Origin of the sequence: Flavobacterium hungaricum (genome assembly GCF_015182285.1) — a bacterium.
GTDB lineage: Bacteria > Bacteroidota > Bacteroidia > Flavobacteriales > Flavobacteriaceae > Flavobacterium > Flavobacterium hungaricum.
Genome location: NZ_PRDM01000002.1, coordinates 203,448 through 225,658 on the forward strand (window position 1 = coordinate 203,448; position 22,211 = coordinate 225,658).

14 protein-coding genes are annotated in these 22,211 nt (G+C 36.4%); 8 read left to right on the forward strand and 6 right to left on the reverse strand.

From position 1 onward, the window contains the following. The first annotated feature begins 24 nt into the window (after positions 1-24). Positions 25-2,820 (forward strand): DUF2135 domain-containing protein, encoded by a 2,796-nt coding sequence (locus C4F50_RS08660; protein ID WP_193846045.1) that lies wholly within the window; start codon positions 25-27, stop codon positions 2,818-2,820. Positions 2,821-2,920: 100 nt separating this feature from the next. On the opposite strand, the gene C4F50_RS08665 is transcribed toward C4F50_RS08660, so the two are convergent. Beyond that, on the reverse strand, positions 2,921-3,859 hold the full coding sequence (locus tag C4F50_RS08665; protein WP_193846046.1) for an L-threonine 3-dehydrogenase: 939 nt from the start codon (positions 3,857-3,859) through the stop codon (positions 2,921-2,923). A gap of 341 nt (positions 3,860-4,200) precedes the next feature. On the opposite strand from C4F50_RS08665, the gene C4F50_RS08670 reads away from it, so the two are divergent. The 7 genes from C4F50_RS08670 (at position 4,201) to C4F50_RS08700 (ending at position 12,412) form a co-directional block, all read left to right on the forward strand. Next, complete coding sequence (locus C4F50_RS08670; protein WP_193846047.1) at positions 4,201-4,806, forward strand: hypothetical protein; 606 nt, start codon at positions 4,201-4,203, stop codon at positions 4,804-4,806. Further along, positions 4,799-8,164, forward strand: a complete 3,366-nt coding sequence (mfd, locus tag C4F50_RS08675; RefSeq protein WP_193846048.1) for a transcription-repair coupling factor — start codon at positions 4,799-4,801, stop codon at positions 8,162-8,164. The genes C4F50_RS08670 and mfd overlap by 8 nt, the downstream gene beginning before the upstream one ends. A 306-nt stretch (positions 8,165-8,470) precedes the next feature. After that, positions 8,471-9,037, forward strand: coding sequence for a Crp/Fnr family transcriptional regulator (locus C4F50_RS08680; RefSeq protein WP_193846049.1), 567 nt, complete (start codon positions 8,471-8,473; stop codon positions 9,035-9,037). 111 nt (positions 9,038-9,148) lie between these two features. Next, on the forward strand, positions 9,149-9,766 hold the full coding sequence (locus C4F50_RS08685; RefSeq protein WP_193846050.1) for a bile acid 7-alpha dehydratase: 618 nt from the start codon (positions 9,149-9,151) through the stop codon (positions 9,764-9,766). Positions 9,767-9,777: 11 nt separating this feature from the next. Next, positions 9,778-10,785, forward strand: coding sequence for an amidohydrolase family protein (locus tag C4F50_RS08690; RefSeq protein ID WP_193846051.1), 1,008 nt, complete (start codon positions 9,778-9,780; stop codon positions 10,783-10,785). An 18-nt stretch (positions 10,786-10,803) separates the two neighbouring features. Beyond that, positions 10,804-11,646, forward strand: coding sequence for an alpha/beta fold hydrolase (locus C4F50_RS08695; RefSeq protein ID WP_193846052.1), 843 nt, complete (start codon positions 10,804-10,806; stop codon positions 11,644-11,646). Between the two features lie 214 nt (positions 11,647-11,860). Then, the gene (locus tag C4F50_RS08700) at positions 11,861-12,412 is read left to right on the forward strand and encodes a DUF5683 domain-containing protein (RefSeq protein WP_193846053.1); all 552 of its coding nucleotides are present in this window, start codon (positions 11,861-11,863) and stop codon (positions 12,410-12,412) included. Between the two features lie 119 nt (positions 12,413-12,531). On the opposite strand, the gene C4F50_RS08705 is transcribed toward C4F50_RS08700, so the two are convergent. The 5 genes from C4F50_RS08705 to C4F50_RS08725 all read right to left on the reverse strand — a co-directional run bounded on the left by C4F50_RS08705 (position 12,532) and on the right by C4F50_RS08725 (position 22,207). After that, a complete protein-coding gene (locus C4F50_RS08705) occupies positions 12,532-15,648 on the reverse strand; it encodes an Ig-like domain-containing protein (protein WP_193846054.1) in 3,117 nt (1,038 codons plus the stop codon). A 256-nt stretch (positions 15,649-15,904) separates the two neighbouring features. Further along, a complete protein-coding gene (locus C4F50_RS08710) occupies positions 15,905-18,052 on the reverse strand; it encodes a glycoside hydrolase family 97 protein (RefSeq protein WP_194139135.1) in 2,148 nt (715 codons plus the stop codon). Positions 18,053-18,132: 80 nt separating this feature from the next. Continuing rightward, the gene (locus tag C4F50_RS08715) at positions 18,133-19,515 is read right to left on the reverse strand and encodes an alpha-amylase family glycosyl hydrolase (RefSeq protein ID WP_193846055.1); all 1,383 of its coding nucleotides are present in this window, start codon (positions 19,513-19,515) and stop codon (positions 18,133-18,135) included. 86 nt (positions 19,516-19,601) lie between these two features. After that, the gene (locus C4F50_RS08720) at positions 19,602-20,684 is read right to left on the reverse strand and encodes a SusE domain-containing protein (RefSeq protein ID WP_193846056.1); all 1,083 of its coding nucleotides are present in this window, start codon (positions 20,682-20,684) and stop codon (positions 19,602-19,604) included. 14 nt (positions 20,685-20,698) lie between these two features. Next, positions 20,699-22,207, reverse strand: coding sequence for a RagB/SusD family nutrient uptake outer membrane protein (locus tag C4F50_RS08725; protein ID WP_193846057.1), 1,509 nt, complete (start codon positions 22,205-22,207; stop codon positions 20,699-20,701). Between the last annotated feature and the right edge of the window lie 4 nt (positions 22,208-22,211).

The following is a 22,211-nucleotide window of genomic DNA, read 5'->3' on the forward strand; positions in this document are numbered from 1 at the left end:
TAATTAAAAAATCGATTTTTTAATATGAATAAACTTTTTACTATATGTGCATTAATGGTATTTAGTGCAGTTTTTTCTCAAATGCCAAGTCTGGACGTTGAAAATCAAAAAAAACATCCAGTCACGCTGCAAGAAGCAAAAATTGAGACCAAGATTTTGGGTAATCTTGCCACAACAACAGCCACTTATACATTTTACAATTCTGGCAGCAGAATTTTAGAAGGAAAACTTACTCTTCCGTTACCTGAAGGAGTGAGTGTTAGCGGTTATGCTTTGGATATCAACGGAAAATTAAGAGATGCAGTTCCTGTTCCTAAAGAACGAGCTAAAGAAGTATTTGAAAGTCTTGAAAAAAGAAATATAGATCCCGGAATTATTGAAAAAGTAGATGGAAATAATTTCCGAACACGAATTTATCCGATTCCAGCTCAGGGCAGCAGAACTATTAAAATTACTTATCATCAGGAACTAAAAGATTTTGCTTCGGACTATCAATATCTATTAACATTTGCTAATGGAACTGTTAGTATTCCAAAATTTAATCTTAAGGTATTAATTAATGAAAGTCTGACTGCTCCAAAAATTACTGAAAATCCAGATGGAAGTTTTGCTTTTGAGAAAATTGGAAATCAATGGTTTGCTGAAATTAGCAAAGAAAATTTCACACCAAATGAAAACCTTAAAATAATAATACCAAAAGTAAATCTGTCTTCAAAAGTTTTGCTGCAGAAAACTTCTGATGATAAATTTTATTTTGCGGCAAGTGTTGCCGTGGATTTCCCTGTCAAGGAAAAAACAAAATCTCAGAAGATTGCAATAATTTGGGATAATTCATTTAGCGGATCAAAAAGAAATCGTCAAAAAGAGCTTGACTTTCTTGATGCCTTTTTTGCAAGTAACAAAGATATTTCAGTGTCTTTTGTCCTTTTAAATAATGTTCTAGAAAAGACAGAAGAATTTACTGTTTCTGGCGGCAACTGGAGTGCATTAAAAAATAGAATCGTTGACTTGAAATATGACGGCGGTACAGATTTTGGGGCATTAAAAGAAGTTTCAGGTATAGAAGAGTATCTTTTATTTTCTGACGGAATTTCAAATTTTGGTGATTTGACAATAAAATTCAAAAAACCTTTGAATAGCATCGTAAGTACGCCTACTTCTGATTTTAATCTTCTAAAACTTTTAGCGTCGCAATCGGGAGGAAATTTCATCAATCTTAATGAATTAAACACTCAGTCTGCTTTAAAAGCATACAATAAACAGCCTGTTACATTTTTAGGATTTAAAGAAAATGCTAAGATTGAGGAGTTATTTCCAAATGTTGGAACGGTAGTAAACGAACCGGTTAACATATTTGGAATTGCAGCGCCAAATTTAGGCAAACTAACAGCTCTTTTTGCTGTAGGAACTAAAAAATACGAAGTTCCTGTAGATTTCACTACCGCTGTAAAAGTAGATAACTGGCCAATTGCACAATTTTGGGCACAAAGAAAAATCAATGATCTGGAACTCAATTCAACTCAAAATCGTGATGAAATCAGAAATCTAAGCGAACAATTTGGAGTAGTAAGTAAAAACACCAGCCTTATTGTATTAGATGATGTCAATGATTATGTGCGTTACGGAATTACACCACCTCAGGAATTATTAGCTGAATACAACAAAATCGTTTCAAGAAACAAAAAAGAAATTTTAGAAAAAAGAAAAAACCTTTTATCTAAATCTTTTAATATAACCCGTGAATTGGTAACTTGGTGGAACAGCGAGTATAAACCTGCCGAGAAAAAGCAGTATCCTAAGATTTCTAATCAGTCATTAGGATCAAATAAAGATCAAGTACAAGATGATGCTGTTTACAATACAGAGAATGAAAGATCAGCACGATCAGAAGGTAAAATAACTTTGATAGAGGTAGAAAGTACTGAAGAGTATATGAAAGATTTTCAGAACCTGCAGTCCTCTGAATTGATCTACCAGAAATATCTTGAAAATCGTTCTAAATATGAAAAGCAGGTAACGTATTATTTTGACATCTCTAAATTGCTTTTCAGAAAAGGAGATAAAGTACTTTCTTTAAAAGTTTTAAGCACATTAGCAGAGCTCGATCTAGAAAATGAAGAGCTGTACAAGACGATTTCTTATCTGCTGAAACAAAGAGGCAACTATGAAAAAGAATTATGGATCACCCAGAAAATTCTGGAATGGAGACCGTTTGATTCTCAAAGCCACAGAGATTATGCCTTGGCCTTGATTGATAATAAAAGACCGCAGGAAGCTCTTGATGTTTACAAATCAATGCTTTATCAGGAGTATAGCGATGAGGTTTCAATTAGAGACAACGGAATAGAGGAAATTTTGATTATGGAAATCAATAATATTCTGAGTCAAAATAAAAATGTAGATGCGAGCAAAATAGATGATCGTCTAAAAGCAAATCTACCAGTAGACATTCGCGTTGTAATTAACTGGAATAAAGACAATACAGATATAGACCTTTGGGTTACAGATCCGAGAGGAGAAGATTGTTCTTATTCTCATAAATCTACAGAAATTGGAGGAAGATTAAGTAATGATTTTACTCAGGGTTTTGGTCCTGAACAGTTTTTACTTAAAAAAGCCATAAAAGGCAAATATAAAATTAAAACCAATTTTTTTGGAGAGAGACAAAACATGCTTTCCGGGCCAACAACAATAATGGCCGAAGTGTATTTGTACTATTCTGATGGCAGACAAGAACGTAAAATTGCTGTTTTCCAAAGTCAGAAAGTAAATAAACGCGAAAGCGACAGCAAAATTCTGATTGGAGAATTTGAATTTTAGAAAAGCAAAAAAAAATACCGAAGATGAATGTCTTCGGTATTTTTTTGTTTAAAATTTTCTGCTCTGCAAAAAGTTCTTTAAGCTTTTGCATTTAATGAATTTACCCTAAATGCTCCAGCATATCTTTTGTCATAGACGCAAGATCAAAAGTATGTTTCCAGTTCCAGTCTTCTCTTGCAGAACTATCGTCAATACTTGCCGGCCAGCTGTCTGCAATTTTCTGACGGAAATCTGGATTATACGTAATCTCAAATTCTGGAATATGTTTTTTGATTTCGGCAGCAATTTCTGTTGGAGTAAAACTCATTGCGGCTAAGTTGTAAGAAGAATGAATTTTGATTTCCTCAGCCGGAGCCTTCATAATATTGATGGTAGCTTCAATCGCATCATCCATATACATCATGGGCATTTTGGTTTCTGAAGATAAAAAGCACTCGTATTTTTTATCGGCAATTGCTTTGTAGAAAATATCAACCGCATAATCGGTAGTACCCCCGCCCGGAGGTGTCGACCAGCTGATAAGACCTGGATAACGAATACTGCGCACATCAACACCATAAATATTATGATAATATTCGCACCATCTTTCTCCCGCTTGTTTGCTGATTCCGTAAACCGTAGAAGGTTCCATAACGGTATATTGTGGTGTGTTTTCTTTTGGAGTAGTAGGACCAAAAACAGCAATACTTGACGGCCAGAATATCTTTTGAATTTTTTTTGCTTTCGCTAAATTTAAAACATGAAAAAGAGAATTCATATTGAGATCCCAGGCAAAAGCAGGATTCTTTTCGGCTGTAGCAGACAAAAGAGCCGCCATCAAATAAACATCGGTGATTTTATGAACTTCTACCAAATGCTCAATTTGATTAAAATCTAAAGCATTGACCACTTCAAACGGACCTGAATTAACAACATCAGTATTTAATTTTCGGATATCAGAAGCAATCACATTTTCTGTTCCGTACAATTTACGAAGCTTTTGCGTCAGTTCGGTTCCAATTTGGCCGCAAGCTCCAATGATCAATATTTTTGGATTCATTTTTAGATGATTTTAGAAAAGACAAATATAACGTTTTCGCAATTACGTATGCTTTTTAGAATCATAAATTATAAATTCTTTAATAAAAAAGTTCGTTCGTTGGATTATTCCTCATTGGTTAATTGTTTTTACCGCAAAGAACACAAATGTTTTTTTATATACAATAGGTTTAAAAATGTAAAGTTCGCAAAGCTAGATATAGAAATAGCTTTGCGAACTTTGCGTAAACCTTTGCGCTCTTTGCGGTTAATTTTTTGACAAAAAAGCAACTTTTTATTAGCAAAAAACAGAATTCGTAATTGTAAAATTACTTCGTAACTTTGTAGCTTAATGTTTTACAAATGAAATATAAAATATCTCTTTTACTGCTTTTGCTTTTTATCTTGAATTCTTGTCAAAACGAAGATCAAAAACGACTTGCTGAAAATGCAAAAGAAGCCAAAAAGAAGGAAGCTATTTTTAATAATATAAATAAAGGCTGGACTTTTATTGACGAACCTATTAATGAAATTTCAGAAAGCAAACTAAATTCTTGGACAGAATGGCGCGATTTTATGAAAGAAATCGGAGATAAACCAAGAAAAACAATTGGTGCCTTTCAAAAAAAATCGACTGCCATTTCTAAAAAAGCAGTGGCTTTAAACAATAATATTCCAACAGAGTTTAATCTGCCGCAGATTAAAGCCCGTATTTCTATTTTAATTACCAAAATCAAAATGCTGGATTTGTTTATTCACCTGAGTAAAATTCCAGACGATAAAGTGGTTTTCCTGGTGCAGGAAATTAATAAAGAATTGATTTCGTTAGAAAGACAAATGGATAAAATTGTGGAGAGAGCCAAAATTCCAAAAGAACAAGGAGAAGAAGATTTCTTAAGAATGTTAGATACTACACGAGCCATTAAGAATACTGCGCCGCCTTTAGATAAAAATTTACAAGTTGAGTAAAAACGCCTTATATACAACATACGATAATCTGCCAAAAGCAGAGCAGATTGCAGCAAGCTTACTAGAAGGAAATCAGATAAAAATGAACCTTAGCGGACTTCTTGGATCTGCTGTTTCCTTTATTATTCGTTCTGTTTTTAAGAAAACCGAACTGCCTTTTTTAATTGTTTTAGACAACAAAGAAGAAGCGGCTTATTATTTGAATGATCTGGAACAAATGATCGGCGAGCAGGATGTTTTGTTTTATCCCGCATCATTTCGCCGTCCGTATCAGGTTGATGAAACTGATAATGCCAATGTTTTACTTCGTGCTGAGGTTTTAAACAGAATTAATTCCAGAAAAAAACCAGCTGTAATTGTTACCTATCCTGAAGCACTTTTTGAAAAAGTGGTTACGAGAAGAGAACTCGATAAAAATACTTTAAAAGTAGCTTTAAACGATAAAATTTCGATCGATTTTATCAACGAAGTTTTGTTTGAGTACGAGTTTAAAAGAGTCGATTTTATTACAGAACCCGGCGAATTTTCAGTTCGCGGAGGAATTGTCGATGTATTCTCTTTTTCAAACGATCATCCGTACCGAATCGAGTTTTTCGGTAACGAAGTAGACAGCATTAGAACTTTTGATGTAGAAACGCAGCTGTCGGTAGAAACGCACAAGAAAATCACGATTATCCCGAACGTTGAGAACAAGCTTTTTCAGGAAAACCGCGAAAGTTTCTTAGATTATATTGCGGAGAAAACCGTCATTTTTATTCAAAATACCGATGGGCTTTTTAGTCAGTTAGACAAACAATTTGCAAGGGCAGAAGAAGCTTTTTCAAAACTTTCGGGAGAAATAAAACATGCTGCTCCAGAGCAGTTATTTTTAAATCAAAGCTCATTTATTAAACGCGCTTTAGATTTTTCGGTTGTAGAATTGGCGTCAAAACCCATTTTCAAAACCACAAAAAAATTTGAATTTCATATTCAGCCCCAGCCTTCTTTCAACAAACAATTTGATTTATTGCTGAATAATCTGAGCGACAATCATTTTAACGGATACAAAAATTATTTGTTCTGTTCGAATGAAACGCAGGCGAAACGTTTTCATGATATTTTTGAAAGTTTGGACGAAGCCAATTCAGAGAATATCCGCAAACAATACCATACCATTGTACTGCCTTTATACCAAGGTTTTATTGACGAAGAAAATCAGATAACGGCATATACCGATCACCAGATTTTTGAACGTTATCATAAATTCAATATTAAAAACGGTTATTCGAAAAAGCAGAATATTACGCTTAAGGAATTAACGGCGCTTTCGGTTGGTGATTATGTTACGCACATCGATCACGGAATCGGAAAGTTTGGCGGCTTGCAGAAAATTCAGGTTGAAGGCAAAACGCAGGAAGCCATAAAATTGGTTTATGCAGATAATGATATCGTGTATGTAAGCATTCACTCGCTTCATAAAATTTCGAAATACAACGGAAAAGACGGAACTCCGCCGAAAATCTACAAATTAGGATCGAACGCATGGAAAGTTTTAAAACAAAAAACCAAAGCGCGTGTCAAACATATTGCATTCAATTTGATTCAGTTGTATGCAAAACGAAGATTAGAAAAAGGATTCCAATTTGCACCAGACAGTTATCTGCAGAACGAATTAGAAAGTTCGTTTATTTATGAAGATACACCGGATCAAACCAAATCTACACAAGAAGTAAAAGCCGATATGGAAAGCGACCGCCCGATGGATCGTTTGGTTTGCGGTGATGTTGGTTTCGGGAAAACAGAGGTTGCCATTCGTGCTGCTTTTAAAGCGGTTGACAATAGCAAACAAGTTGCCGTTTTAGTGCCTACGACTATTTTGGCGTATCAGCATTATAGAACTTTCTCAGAACGATTAAAAGATATGCCGGTTACAATTGGGTATTTAAACCGATTTAGAACGGCAAAACAAAAAACACAAACCCTAAAAGATTTAGCGGAAGGAAAACTCGATATTGTAATTGGAACACACCAATTGGTTAATAAAAATGTAGTTTTTAAAGACTTAGGATTGTTGATTGTCGATGAGGAACAAAAATTTGGAGTTAACGTAAAAGATAAACTCAAAACCATTGCTGCAAATGTCGATACGCTGACATTAACAGCAACACCAATCCCGAGAACACTTCAGTTTTCGCTAATGGCTGCGCGAGATTTATCGGTAATTACAACGCCTCCGCCAAACCGTTATCCGATAGAAACGAATGTGGTTGGTTTTAATGAAGAGGTTATTCGTGATGCGATTTCGTATGAAATTCAAAGAAATGGACAAGTTTTCTTCATTAATAATAGAATTGAAAATATAAAAGAAGTGGCCGGAATGATCCAGCGTTTGGTTCCAAATGCCAGAGTAGGAATCGGCCATGGACAAATGGACGGCGCAAAACTCGAAGAATTGATGTTAGGTTTCATGAACGGAGATTTTGATGTTTTGGTAGCCACTACCATCATCGAAAGCGGATTGGACGTTCCGAATGCCAACACGATTTTCATCAACAATGCCAACAATTTCGGATTATCCGACTTGCATCAAATGCGCGGCCGCGTTGGGCGAAGCAACAAAAAAGCATTTTGTTATTTCATCTGCCCGCCGTATTCATCCATGACAGAAGATGCGAGAAAACGTATTCAGGCCTTGGAACAATTCAGTGAACTGGGAAGCGGTTTCAATATTGCCATGAAAGATCTTGAAATTCGTGGAGCAGGAGATTTATTAGGAGGAGAACAAAGTGGTTTCATCAATGAAATTGGTTTTGATACTTACCAAAAAATCATGAACGAAGCCATCGAAGAATTAAAAGAAAACGAATTCAAGGATTTATATCCGGAAGAAAATGATATTGATACGAAAGAATACGTAAAAGACATTCAAATCGATGCCGATTTTGAGCTTTTATTCCCAGATGAATATATCAATAACGTTTCAGAACGTTTGGTTTTATACAACGAATTAGGAGCGATAAAAGACGAAGCCGGATTACAGGAGTTTGAGAAGAAACTAATCGACCGTTTCGGACCGCTGCCAAAACAAGCCGTTTCGTTATTAAACAGCATCAGAATCAAATGGATTGCTACGAAAGTGGGAATCGAGAAATTGGTCTTGAAACAAGGTAAAATGATCGGTTATTTCGTTTCAGACCAGCAATCCGATTATTACCAGTCTGTGAAGTTTAGAAATGTTTTAAACTTTGTTCAGAAGCACAGCAATCTCTGTAAAATGAAAGAAAAACAAACCGTAAACGGATTACGTTTGTTATTGACTTTTGAAAACGTAAAGTCGATAAAACGAGCTTTAGAGTTAATGGAGTTGTTTGAGGACTAGTATTAGAGATTACATCACAGTCAAAACTGTAATTATTACACACATTTACTATCAAGAAGACACAGATTTATTAAAAAAATCTGTGTCTTTTTGTGTTTTTGCGATAGCGAATCAGTTCAATCTGCTTCTATTGTAAATTCTGTTTAATGATTTAATCTGTTCCTCTTACTATTGATGTAATAGGTATTATTTCTAAATAATAAGTATTATCTTATTTTTAATTCCATTTAAAATAAATTTGTCTTACATTTATAGGTCACAAATTGCTTAAATTGATCTCCAAGAAAAGCATCCTAAACTTGGATTATGACAGATATATTTAAAGATTTTATTACGCAGCTAGCAGAAGTTAATAAGCAGGATATGAATAGAATAATGTCTTGTATTACTACTCATGAAATAAAAAAAAATACCATTATTTTATCGCAGGGCGAAGTTTGTACCCGATTTTATTTTTTAGAAAAAGGCTGTATGCGAACTTATTATATTACTAAAGAAGGTCAGGAAAAAACCAGATTAGTTTCATTTGACAATTCTCCCGTTACAGCACTCACCAGTTTTATTACTCAAAAACCTTCTGTTGAATATATCGATGCCTTAGAAGATTCAGAATTACTTTCTATTTCGTATGATGACTTTTTTATTCTTTTAAATGAAATTCCAAGTTGGGCATTATTCTACAGAAAAATGCTAGAATTAGCTTTTGCCTTTCAAAATCGCAGAATTGAGGATTTGGTTACTTTATCTGCTAAAGAACGCTACGAAAAACTTTTAAAAGAACAGCCTCATTATATCCAGCGCCTTTCTAATAGAGTTGTGGCCACCTACTTGGGAATTTCTCAGGAGACCTTAAGCAGACTCAAATCCAAATAACCCTTTTTGACTTTTGTCAATGCACAGGTTTTTCTATCAGCCTAATTTTGTCCTATAAATCATCAGAAAATAAACTGATATTATTTAGAACTAAAATTAAAAGGTTTGATTATGAAAACACTATTAAGAAAACCATCTGCTAATACTGCTGAAAATGTAATCGATAAATTCAATATCAAAGAATTAATTGAGTTCGAACGTTTTTGCAGAGACAATGCACAATGGGAAGAAATGAAGAAATGTTTTGCAGAAAATTCAACTGTAATAATTTCCTGGTTTAAAGGCTCCGGACATGAATTTGTTGATGCGTCACGTAGCATGGAAACCTATGCGCCTCATAAATTATTCGACACTTTGGTTTGGTTAAATAAAGATAAAGCTGTTGCGGTTACAATGGCAACGATTCAGATCAGAATGGAAATCGAAGGACATTTATTAGAACTACAATCAGACGTAAAGCTTTTATATAAAACTCAAAAAATAAACAACGTCTGGGCTATTATTTCAATGGAAGGAATTTACGAGAAAGATTCCCTGTTACCAGTTTCACCAGCTGATGGCATCACAATTCCGAAAGAAGAAATTGCAAAATTCAGACCAAGTTATGCGAATATGTCTTATGCTTTAAGCAAAAGCGGTTATCCTATAGATGTTAATTTACCGGGAATTGACAAACCAGAAACCGTATCAAAATTGTATCAGGAATCTGAAGATTGGTTAAATTCTTAAAATTAGAAAAAATGAAAATTATCACGATAGAAGAACATTTTAGCTCACCAAAAATAAGTGAGAAAATGAAACAGTTTCAGCCAAAAAATGCAGATGCTGAAAAAGATAAAGACGTAAAAGCATTAATAAAACATTATTTGCCGACAAATGAAGACATTGAAGATGTTGGCGCGCGCAGACTTAAATTTATGGATGAAAGCGGTATCGACATGCAAGTCATTTCATACGGCAGCGGGAGTCCGCAGGGAATTGCTGATCCTAAAATGGCAATTGAACTTTGTGCAGAAGCCAATGAGGAATTAGCCTGTTTAATCAAACAAAATCCAACTCGTTTTGCCGGTTTTACCACTTTGCCCGTGGTTTATCCTGTTGCAGCTGCGGCTGAATTAGAACGTGCTGTAAAAGATCTGGGGTTTAAAGGTGCTTTATTAGCCGGAACTTTTCAGGGTAAATTTTTTGATGATCCTATGTTTTTTCCAATTTTTGAAAAAGCAGCTCACTTGAATGTGCCCATTTATTTGCATCCCGGGATTATTGATAAGAAAGTTGCAGATTATTATTTTAAAAACGAAAACTGGCCCAATTTGGTCAACGGAATTTTCCCAACATCGGGTTTTGGATGGCATATGGATAGTGGTATTCATGTTTTAAGAATGATTCTTTCGGGCATTTTTGACAAACTGCCTAATCTTAAACTGATTTCAGGACATTGGGGCGAATTCGTACCTTTTTTTCTGGAAAGAATGGATGAAGAATTAGGTGCGGTGGCGAGCCATTTGAAATGCAAAATTTCACAATATTATAAAGAAAATGTCTATATCACACCAAGTGGAATTTTCTCTGAAACTCAACTACAATTTGCCATTGCGCAAGTGGGTGCTGATCACATTATTTACTCAGGAGATTATCCTTATTTAATGAAAAAAGAAACCGGGGATTTTCTTAAAAATGCTTCGATTTCTGAAGAAGATAAAGCGAAGATAGGACACTTAAATGTGGAAAAATTATTGAACTTATAAATTTAAAATTAAAAAGAAATGGAAAATAACACACAACCAATCATAGAAGTAACAACAGGAATATTAAAAGTTCCAGGAGCCGAATTGTATTATGAAACAAAAGGAAACGGACCGGTTTTATTAATGATTCCGGGAGCAAATGGAGATCATTTTATCTTTACGCCTATTCGCGAAATATTGTCTAAAACATTTACCGTTGTGACTTACGACCGCCGGGGATTTTCAGGTTCAAAACTGGTGGGAGAACAAGATTACAGCCACAGAATAAATACTGATGCCAATGACGCCGCAAGTTTAATCAAACATCTAACCAATGAACCGGCCTTTGTATTTGCAAGCAGTTCAGGAGCTTTGGTTTCACTTCAGTTGATGATACTTCACCCTGAGATTATTAAAGCACTCGTTCCGCATGAGCCAACCGCTTTAAAATATCTTCCGGATGTAGACAAATGGAAAGCGACGGTTCAGGAAATCTATGATATTTATACAAAGGAAGGAGAAGGTCCTGCAAAAGATAAATTTGTAAATGAATTGATTCCGGGTACGCAGGATGGTGAATTGATGAGAGGCGGAAAAGGACCGGAAACACCCAACACAACGTATTGGTTTCAGCATGAGATGAGACAATATCCGTCGACTGATTTTGATACCGATAAATTGGAAGAGAATAAAGATAAAATTCTTTTTTGCGTAGGCCGAGATTCGGTTAATACCATGCCAGCCTGGCCGGTTACCAATCTGGCCAAACAATTTGGAACCCAAGTTTTATCAGTTCCTGGAGGACATTTAGGCTACGCGCTTCATCCTGCTGATTTTGCAAAAGATCTATTGGCAGGTTTGCAAAAGAGAGGTAAACTTTAAGAATACAATCTATAAAAGTGCGTAGAACTATTTGAAGCATAATTATAATCTGAAGGCAGCAACGGATTTACGAAATATTTGAAAAACTTCATTTTAAATTGATTTGTGAATTCGTAGCTGCTAATTAAAAAATTAAGTTTTATTTATACTTTATTTAAGAAAAATCTCAGAACAAAAAAGTTTTCTTTGACCCAAAATTTTCAAAGCCACTTTTATGTCTTATAGACTTCTTTTTGCATTTTTATTATTTGGAATAACCACACTATCAGCCCAGAAAACAAAAGAAATAATTGCCACTGATTCTTTAAAACCTGTCGAAATTGACCCGCTTCGTCCTGCAAAAGCGGCTTTTTATTCTGCTATTTTCCCTGGGATGGGACAAATTTACAATAAGAAATATTGGAAAGTGCCTCTGGTTTACGGTGCAATCGGCACAAGTACTTATTTGTATTTTGACAATCAAAAAAAATATAATTTGTATCGAGATGAATATAAAAGCAGGCTTGAAGGTAAAAATACCAACGCAAGTTTAACACGTTTAACAGACAGCCAATTGATTAGTATTCAAAAAGGATTTCAAAGAAACCGAGATCTTTCGGCGTTGTTTATCGCAGGTTTTTATGTTTTAAATATTATTGATGCGAATGTTGATGCAGCTTTATCACAGTTTAACGTTGACGAAAGATTATCTTTTAAACCAGCAATAATAAAAAATGAAATCTCATCATCAAATGATTTTGGTTTTGCTTTGAATTATTCTTTTTAAAAACATGTCCAAATTCAAGAATTATTTTTTTTTTAGTACCTAGAAAATTCGTGAATTCGTGGCAAAAAAAATGGCGTATGAGTTTTTCATACGCCATTTAATTTTAAACTAAAATCCGATTACTTCACAATCAGTTTTTTAGTTACATTAAAATCTTTAGAAGCAATATTTACAATATAAATTCCTTCTCCCAAATCGTGATTGATTTGTCCTGAAGAGGAAAGATTTTCGGTTAAAACCGTTCTTCCATTTAAATCAGAAACCGTAATTACTGCTGTATTTCCATTAGGCATTTCAGGCAGTAAAAAGTGAAGTTCATTATTTGTTGAAGGATTTGGATAAATACCAATTGATTTTTCTGCAGCAGATGTTTCTTCGATATTTAACGCCATTTTAGAAGTTCCAACTGTTGTAGGTTCCAATTGCCATTGTGCACTGAACCAGCCGTCTTGCGAATTTCCGTATTGAGCAGAACCGGTTTGGTTTTCAACATGAATAATATTTCCAGACTGCCATCTGTTTCTTAAACGAACCCAGGTTCCATCAATATAATCACTAGACCATTGTGCGCTCCAGAAAGTGGTGTCAGTAATATTACATTGAACAGATCCGGTTTGTCCTTCAATATTAATTAATTCACCGGTTGCTGCATTTTTCAAAACAAAATAAGTGGCATCGATTGCGATTTTCTGCCATTTGTAATTGTTGCCAGAAACGGTTGCTCCGTAACCAACATTAGTGCCGGCATCAGATAAATAAGCGCCTGTCCATCTGTTTTTGATAGTGAAATATGTTCCTCCTCCAGAAGATGTAGAAACGGTAACAATGCAAGTACTTGTTTTGTTTCCATCAACAGTTGCGACTGTAATTACAGCTGTTCCGTTTGAGATGGCAGTAATTAATCCAGAACTGCTTACCGTTGCCACGGCTGTATTATTTGAACTATAAGTTACGGCTTTGTTTGTCGCTGTAGATGGCAAAACCGTTGGCGTTAATTGCTGTGTTCCGCCAACATTTAAAGATGCCGTAGACGGACTTAAACTTACGCTTGTAACTGCAACTCCGGTTCCCGGATTAGAATCGTACCAAGCGCCATTCATGTACCAGCCTGTTTTGTTTCTGCTTAAATCTGTAGTTTGGCTGGTTCCGTCGTTAAAAATTAAGTTGGTTGAATTTACATTTGTAAACGTATAACTATACCAGCCGTTTCCTGCATTGGTCATGTTTACGCCTGGCCAGGCTGCATCTGCTAAAACTCCAGCTGGTAAGGCACTCCAATAATAAATTTTAATTCCGGTTCCCCAATTGGATGGTTTGTAGAAATAAACCGTAAAATTAGTATTTGGGTTTACGGTAATAGTGGTCGAAGCGGTTTTGTTTCCGTCTTGTGTTGTTGCTGTAATGGTAGCTGTTCCAGCCGAAACTGCGGTAACCAATCCAGCCGAATTTACGGTTGCAACTGCTGTATTGTTAGAACTCCATGTTACGTTTTTGTTTGTTGCATTTGCAGGAGCAATTGTAACTGAAAGCTGCTGTGTATTTCCTGCATATAAACTTGCCGTAGTTGGTGAAACACTTACAGAGGCAACAGGAATTGCAGCAACCATTATGGTTGAGGTTGCTGTTTTATTTCCATCAACTGTTTTTACTGTGATAGTTGTGGTTCCTGCAGTAACCGCTGTAACCAAACCAGAAGAGTTTACGGTTGCTACAGCCGTATTGCTCGATGTCCATGTTACGTTTTGATTTGTTGCATTTGCAGGAGCAATAGTTGAGTTTAATTGCTGCGTAGAGCCTAAACCAACGGTTGCAGTTGTTGGGCTAACCAAAACTCCTGTAACTGCTGTAACGGGAGCATTTGTATTGGTTAAAACCAAATATTCGTACGCTGCAAATGTTCTTGTTGCGCCCGTAGTTAAAGTGACCGATGCATTGTTGTTATACGGATTTACATAAGTTCCTGCTAATGCTGCCGGAATTACATACGATTTTGAAGCATTTCTCAAATTAGACATTACGATAACTTTTTCGGTACCTAATGTTTTGGTAAAAATACTGATATCATCATTCGCATACGTCGTTAAATCACCGCGTCGTATTGCTGCGCTTGCAGTTCTGAAATTTAAAATTTTAGCAAAATCGGCAGCAGCAGTTGGGTTTTGCGACCAGTTGAATTTGAAACCAGTCCAAGGCCAGTCGGTTTTGGGTTCGTAGTCGATTTCTTGTCCGCTCATTAAGAAAGGAACTCCTCTCATATAAGCCGAAACTAAGAAATTAGCAACGACTCCGTTATGATTTTTAAAGGGTACGAATGGTCTTCTTACGCCGTCATCATTGGTGTAAGTGTCATGATTACCCGTATATCTAACGATTTGCTGATTTCCCGTCGCTTTAGCATATTCATAAGTAGTCTGATCTTGGAGTCTTTGAGAAACGGGACCGCCATTTGCAATATCATACAAACCGCTGTGAAACCATCTGTCCCCGTAATTCATATCAAAACCAACTTGAAAATTCTCCTGTCTGTCACCTTCGGCTAACATTAATAAATTATGTGAAGATATACTTCTAAGATTTGAATTGACTTCGGACCAAAAATCTAAAGGAGGATTATTGGCATAATCGCAGCGGTATCCGTCAATATTGGCGGCAAAAATCCAATAACGCATCGCGTCTTTTATGGCATTTCGAGTAGCCGAATTATTGAGATCCAATGCTGCAATATCTGAGAAGTTTCCTAGTTGCTGAATCGTTGTGCCGCTTCGTTTGTAATATTCGGGATGTGAAACGGTCCATCCGTGATCCCAAGAAGTTCCGTTGATGGCAATATCCAAAATAACAGCCATACCGCGGCTGTGAGCACCATCAACCAGGGTTCTTAAATCGGCAAGTGAACCATATTCTGATCCAACGGCTTTAAAATCTTTGATGCAATAGGGCGAAGCCGAGCTTCGGGAATCTGTTCCGTGGGGGAAAATCGGCATTAAATAAATCACATTGGTGCCGAGTGCTTTTATGTTGTCTAAACGGGCGGTTACTCCGGCTAGATTTCCGTTGGCACTAAACGGTCGTATGTGCACCTGATACATATTGATGTCTCGTGTATCGGGAACGCCGGTAAATGGAGTCCCATACTGAGCAGGATCTTGGGCATAAAGAGAACTTGCAAATAATAATAGAAAACAAAATAGTGTTTTCTTAAAATGAAATAACTTAGAGGTACTGTTGATTTTCATAATAATAGTTTTTGCATGCTTGTCGGCATTTCTAACTAAAATTCATTTTCACTCGCATTGTTTTTTAAATTCGACAAACATTTTGTGGTTAATAGTTTTCAATAGTAAAGTCTTAATTTTTTGCTCAAAATTGGGCAATAGTTTTTCTGCCACGAATTACACGAATTGCACTAATTTGTATTCTGTTTGAATACGAAACAATTGAAATTCGAGGAATTTGTGTAATTCGCGGCTAAAAAACTTGGTAATCGTTAATCTATAATTTTTTCAATCCTTTTAAATCAGAAGCAGTTCCTTCTTTGATGCTGATGGCAGCACCGCCGCCCGGAGCTAAGTATTGCTTCAATTTGCTTTTGGAGTTTACAACAACTTTAGTAACCGTATAGCGCTGTGGATTTTGCTTCCAATCAGCGTCTTTAGCATCGGCATAAATGGTCGCAATGAAGTTTTTTCCAGCGGGTAAATAATCAAATGAAATAGTGGCTGTTCTGGTATTTTCATCTGTAATTGAACCAATAAACCATTCGTTTTTACCTTTTGCTTTTCTTGCAATTGTAATGTAATCGCCAGGTTCAGCCTCCATAATATAACTGTTATCCCAATCAACCGCTACATCTTTAATGAATTGAAAAGCATCTGGAAAACGCTCATAATTCCCTGGAATATCTGCAGCCATTTGCAGCGGACTGTACATCGTTACATAGTAAGCCAATTGTTTTACCAAAGTCGTGTTTACTCGTTGTGAACTTCCTGTTCCGTAGTACGAAAGGTCAGTTTGGAAAATTCCCGGTGTATAATCCATCGGGCCTCCCATTAAACGGGTAAAAGGTAAAATGGTTGTATGATCCGGAGCTAATCCTCCCATAGATTCGAACTCGGTACCGCGCGCTGATTCCTGAGCAATCCAGTTTGGAAAAGTTCGGTGTAATCCTGTTGGGCGAACGGCTTCATGGCTGTTTACCATAATTTTATAATCGGCAGCACGTTTGGCAACATTAATGTAATGATTCACCATCCATTGTCCGTCGTGATGTTCGCCGCGCGGAATAATCTGTCCTACGTAACCTGTTTTTACGGCATCATAACCGTTATCATTCATAAATTGAAAAGCACGATCCAGACGACGTTCGTAATTGGTAGCCGATCCTGAGGTTTCGTGGTGCATGATAATTTTTACACCTTTTGAAGCAGCATAAGCGTGAACTGCTTTTACATCAAAATCAGGATATGCGGTTACGTAATCAAAAACATCTTCTTTCCAGTTGCCGATCCAGTCTTCCCAGCCAATGTTCCAGCCTTCGATCAAAATCGCATCAAAACCATTTTTAGAAGCAAAATCAATGTATTCTTTAGCGCGTTCTGTCGTTGCTCCATGTTTTCCATTTGGAGTAAGTTTTGTAAAATCATCCGTCATTTTAACGTTGTTTTCTTTTCCAAAAGCCCACGTACTTCTTCCAGCTACAAAATATTCCCACCAAATTCCGATGTATTTCACTGGTTTAATCCAGGAAACATCTTTGTATGAAGTTGGGTCATTTAAATTCAAAATAAGTTTAGAAGCCAAAATATCAGTTGCTTTGTCACTTACAACAATAGTTCTCCAAGGAGTCTGCGTATCAGTCTGCATATAACCTTTGTTTCCAACTGCGTCTGGCGCCAGATGACTTACCATTTTGTTGGTTTTAGCATCAACTTCTAAATACATTGCCGGATAATTGATTAACCCTGCTTCGTGAATATTAATGTACAAACCATCATCAGATTTCATCATAGACGGAGTCTGAACAGATAATTCTTTGATTGGCTGCTGTGCATTGATTTCGATCGTTGCTTTTTTCATCAGCGAAGGAATTTCTGAAATCTTTGAAGTTGTGTACGCATATTCGTTGGTATCATAATCTCCCGGAATCCAGAAAATTTTATGATTTCCGGCCAAATTAAATTGTGTACGTTCTTCTTTAATTACAAAATAATTCAGGTCATTTTGTTTTGGAAATTCATATCTAAATCCCAATCCGTCGTTGAATAAACGAAAACGAAGACGGATAAATCTATTGTTATTTTTCGCTTGCGCTAAAGTGACAACCAATTCGTTGTAATGATTACGAATTGTTTTTTCCTCCCCTAAAATAGGATTCCAATTTTCATCAACAGCAGTTTGTGCGGTGTTTGTAATGGTAAAACCATCCATAAACGAAGCATTGTTCTGAAGCTCCAGACCCAAAGAACTTGGTTGGATAACCGGTTTCTGTTTATACGATAATTGGTAAGACGGAATACCGCCTTCTTTTAATTCAAATTTTAAAGAAAGATTTTTGTTCGGTGAGCTTATTTCTTGTGCTTTAAGCCAAAAAGTACTTAGGAATACAAAAAATAAAAGCGCCATTTTTTTGCTCAAACGCATTTGGAGCAATGATTTTTGGGATTGAAAATTCATGTTTATTTAGTTTTGTGCAAATTTAGGTTTTAAAGTTGCTTTAGGTATTAATTTTTCAACACTAAATATTGAAAAGGCTGTAAGGTTACATCTGATCCAAGCGTTACTGAAGCTCCAGTGTAAGCGTCTTTCCAATTTCCTTTCAATGTTGGCGGAACAAGCTGTTTTACAGTTGCGTCAGTAAGATTAGAAAGGACAAATACTTTTTCGGTATCTTTTATCATAGTAAATGCACTTACAGCGTCGCTGCTGTAACCTGTAAATTCACCTGTTTTAAGAGCATTGCTCGAGTTTCTAAAAGCAATGATTTTTTTGTACTCAGCCAGCATTTCAGTATCTGCTGTTGACCAGTCGATAGGCGTTTTAGCAAAATAATTCAATCTTTTGTTGTAACCAATTTCCTGTCCGTTGTAAATCATCGGAATTGATCTTAAATATGCAGCAACAACAAAAGTGGCGATAGAACCTTTTTTTCCTCCAAAAAGCTCCAATGGCGTTCCGTCAGAAAGGTTGACGTCGTGGTTGCTGGTGTATCGAACCACTTTGTTTGATGGATCGTAAACGTTTGCATATTCTACAGCATTAGAATTCTGAATCGTTGCAGCCGATTTGTTTTCTTTGAATAATTGTTCTATCGTATAAAAGAAATTGAAACCAAAAATATAATCAAAACCAGATGCAAAATGATTGTATTTTGAACCTTCAGCCAACATTAAAATCTCTTGATTCTTTTTGATTTTTCTCAATTTAGAAATTGCATCAGCCCAGAAATTATTTGGAACAAAATCAGCATAATCACATCTGAATCCATCAATATTGGCATTGTAAACCCAATAAGACATAGCATCAATCATCGCATCTTTCATTTCTTGATTGTTGAAGTTTAACTGCGCCACATCATTGTAATTGGTTCCCGGCGGAATAATAATATTCCCGCTTGCATCCTGCTGATACCAATTTTTATGCTGCGTAATCCATGCATTATCCCAAGCGGTATGATTGGCAACCCAGTCTAAAACTACTGCCATGTTTTTTTTGTGTGCTTCTTCAACCAAGGTCTGAAGGTCTTGTAAAGTTCCGAAATCTGGATTTACCGCTTTATAATCTTTTATAGCGTAAGGAGACCCCAGTTCGCCGGTTGCTCTTTCTTTCCCGACAGGGTAAATCGGCATTAGGTAAATTACATTGGCACCCAATTCTTGGATCTGTGTTAATCTTTCTTGAACTCCTTTTAGAGTTCCCGCCTGACTAAAAGCACGAATGTTTACCTGATAAATTACGGCATCTTCTTTCTTAGGCATTTTATCAAAAGAAGCTCCATATTGTGTGTACGGAGATTCTGGAGTTTTGTTATCGTCATCAGAAGAACTGCACGAAACAAATGCTAATGCTAGCAAGAAACCGTAAATGATTTTTATATTAAATTTCATAGTGTCTATATTTTTAAATGGTTGAGAAGTAACCTGCCTTTCGAAGTAAAAAGACAGGTAAACTCAAACCAAACTAAACTTAATTTTTATTTTTTAGTGATCGTATAAGTTAACGTTGGAGGGTATCCAAGACTTGCTGGATCTACATCATTAATTTTCATTGTGATTTCGTACGTACCGCCTTCTCCAACATAATGAGCACCAGAATCGTCCAGATAAGCAATTCCGTCTGTTGCATTTTTAGATCCATAATTGATAGTCCAATTGTTATTCAATCTGAATTTTACATTTCCAGGAACTAAAGTTGCCGTTACTTTCCAGGTTTTAGTCTGATAGTCGTAGTTCATCGGTGTACTGTTGTCCCATCCTCCGGCAGTTCCGTCGCCGACAATTCCCCAAGAATAAGGCGCAGCAGTCCATTTTAAAGTATTTAAATTTACTTTGATCTGGAAAGATCCTTCACCCGGAAGCGCAAAATCTTTGGTACTCATATTGACCATATCTGAGTTTGCAGCGCCAGCTCCATAAAATTGTGCCCAGTTTCTTTCGGTATTCAATTTAAATACCGGTCCATAACCCGGCAGTACGGTAACATAGCCTTGATACACGCCTTTTGCGATAGCAGGCAAAGAATTGGCAGTGTCAACATTCCATTCTCCCTGATAAGCTCCCGGCATATAAATTTCGCCGAAAACAACACTTTTTTCATAAGGAGTGACAGTCAAAGTAATTGGGTTTGAAAACACTTTACGATCCATTGCTGCTTCTACACGAACAACTAATTTACCTTCAACATCTATTGGGAGTCCTAAATCGACAGCAATTTTGTTTAGTTCCTGACCTATTAAGGTTTTGCTTAAAACGTCTGTTCCTACTTCAATTCGTTTGGCTTTCAACCAAGCATTGGCACCGCTGGTATCTCCAACCAAATCAAATTGCAATGCATACGTTACAGGAGCTTCGACAGGAAATGCAACTTCTGGCCAGGAAACCAATAAGACCTGATCGTCTGCGGTGTCTTCTGTTAAAACTATTTTGGTAGTCGAAACACTTATTTCAGAAGGAAAACTAACAGCTTTTAATGTCGTTAATTCGGCGTCGTTTTCGCAGGATGAACCCAAGAAAAGCAAACTGCCCAGTATGAATAATTTATTAATATATTTTTTCATGATTGTTTTAGTTTTTAGTAACCTGGGTTTTGTTTTAATCCACGATTGGCATCTAAAGCAGCCGTTGGAATTGGGAACAACTTTCTAAAAGCAGGAGATGCTGGTCTGAATTCGTTAGCCAATAAAAATTTATCAAAACGAATCATGTCTTGTCTTCTGTGTCCTTCCCAGTTTAATTCGAAACCTCTTTCGTTGTAAATTTCATCAAGTGTAGGGTTGTGGTCTAAAGCATTTAAACCAGCACGAACTCTAATTTGATCTATAAAAGGTTTAGCAGCACCTGCGTTCCCTAAACGAGCGTTACACTCAGCCATCATTAAAATAACATCGGCATATCTGAAAATAGGAAAGTCGTTAGAAGCTCCTCCGCCTGTTCTTGGCGCAACAGGATAGAACTTCACGTTACGAACTCCCGCCTGAGGATCTGCTCCCGGATTGTCTAATGAAGCAACATTAAGCGTATAATTGACACCACCCGGCTGTTCTCCAACTAAAAATTGTTTTCTGCGAATGTCATTTGCATCATATTTCAAGAAAAATTCTTTAGGGACAATAGTACCGTTCCAGCCGCTAAAACCAAATAAAGTCTGAGCGTGCGAACCGTATAAACTTCGAACAGCATAAATATTACGGGAAACAACATCTAACGTTGCATAAATTGGCAGGATCGTTTCATCATCTGGAAGTACATCTCCAAATAATTCATAATATTTACTTCCCAGCGGATTTGCTGCGTCTACTGCTCCAGAATGCAAAGTAAAACCTCCCTCGACAACTTTATTACAAGCGGCTAAGGCTTCATTCCATTTTGGAGTTCCAGTATAAACTCCAGCGTTCAAATATACTTTTGCTAACAAAGTGTAACCCGCCCATTTATTGAATCTTCCATAATAATTACCGCCTCTTGTTCCCGATAACAAATCAACATTTTCGGTTAATTCTTTTACAATAAAATCAAAAACTTCTTTGCGGCTTGACTGCGGAATTTTATCAACGGTAATATTATTGTCTGTAAAGAAAGGAACATCACCATAATCATCAATCAATAAATAATAAAAGAAAGCTCTTAATGTTTTGGCTTCGGCAATTTTTGAAGGGTCAGCATTTGATTTTTCTAATAAACTAACCGCTAAATTGGCATTGAAAATAGATTTGTAAAGCCAGTTCCAAGTATTGCCAATAATAAAATCAGTCGGCAGCCATTCGTGTTTGTGCAGGCGTGCAAAATCCTGCTGCCAGTCTCCCGTATTTCTGTGCGGAATAACCTGTTCGTCTGATGACATACAGTTCATGTCGTACCAGCCATTATCTGCACCGGCATACCCGACACCAGAAGCATTATCTCTTAAAAATTCTCCCGGAACCTGTGCATATACACTTGCCAAAGCAATATCTGCGCCTTGCGGTGTTCCGTAAAATTCATCTGCAGGATATTTATCGTACACATTTTCGTCTATATCTGTACAACTAAAAAGAGTCAGGAAACACACGCTTCCTGTTATCAATATATTTTTAATTTTCATGTCT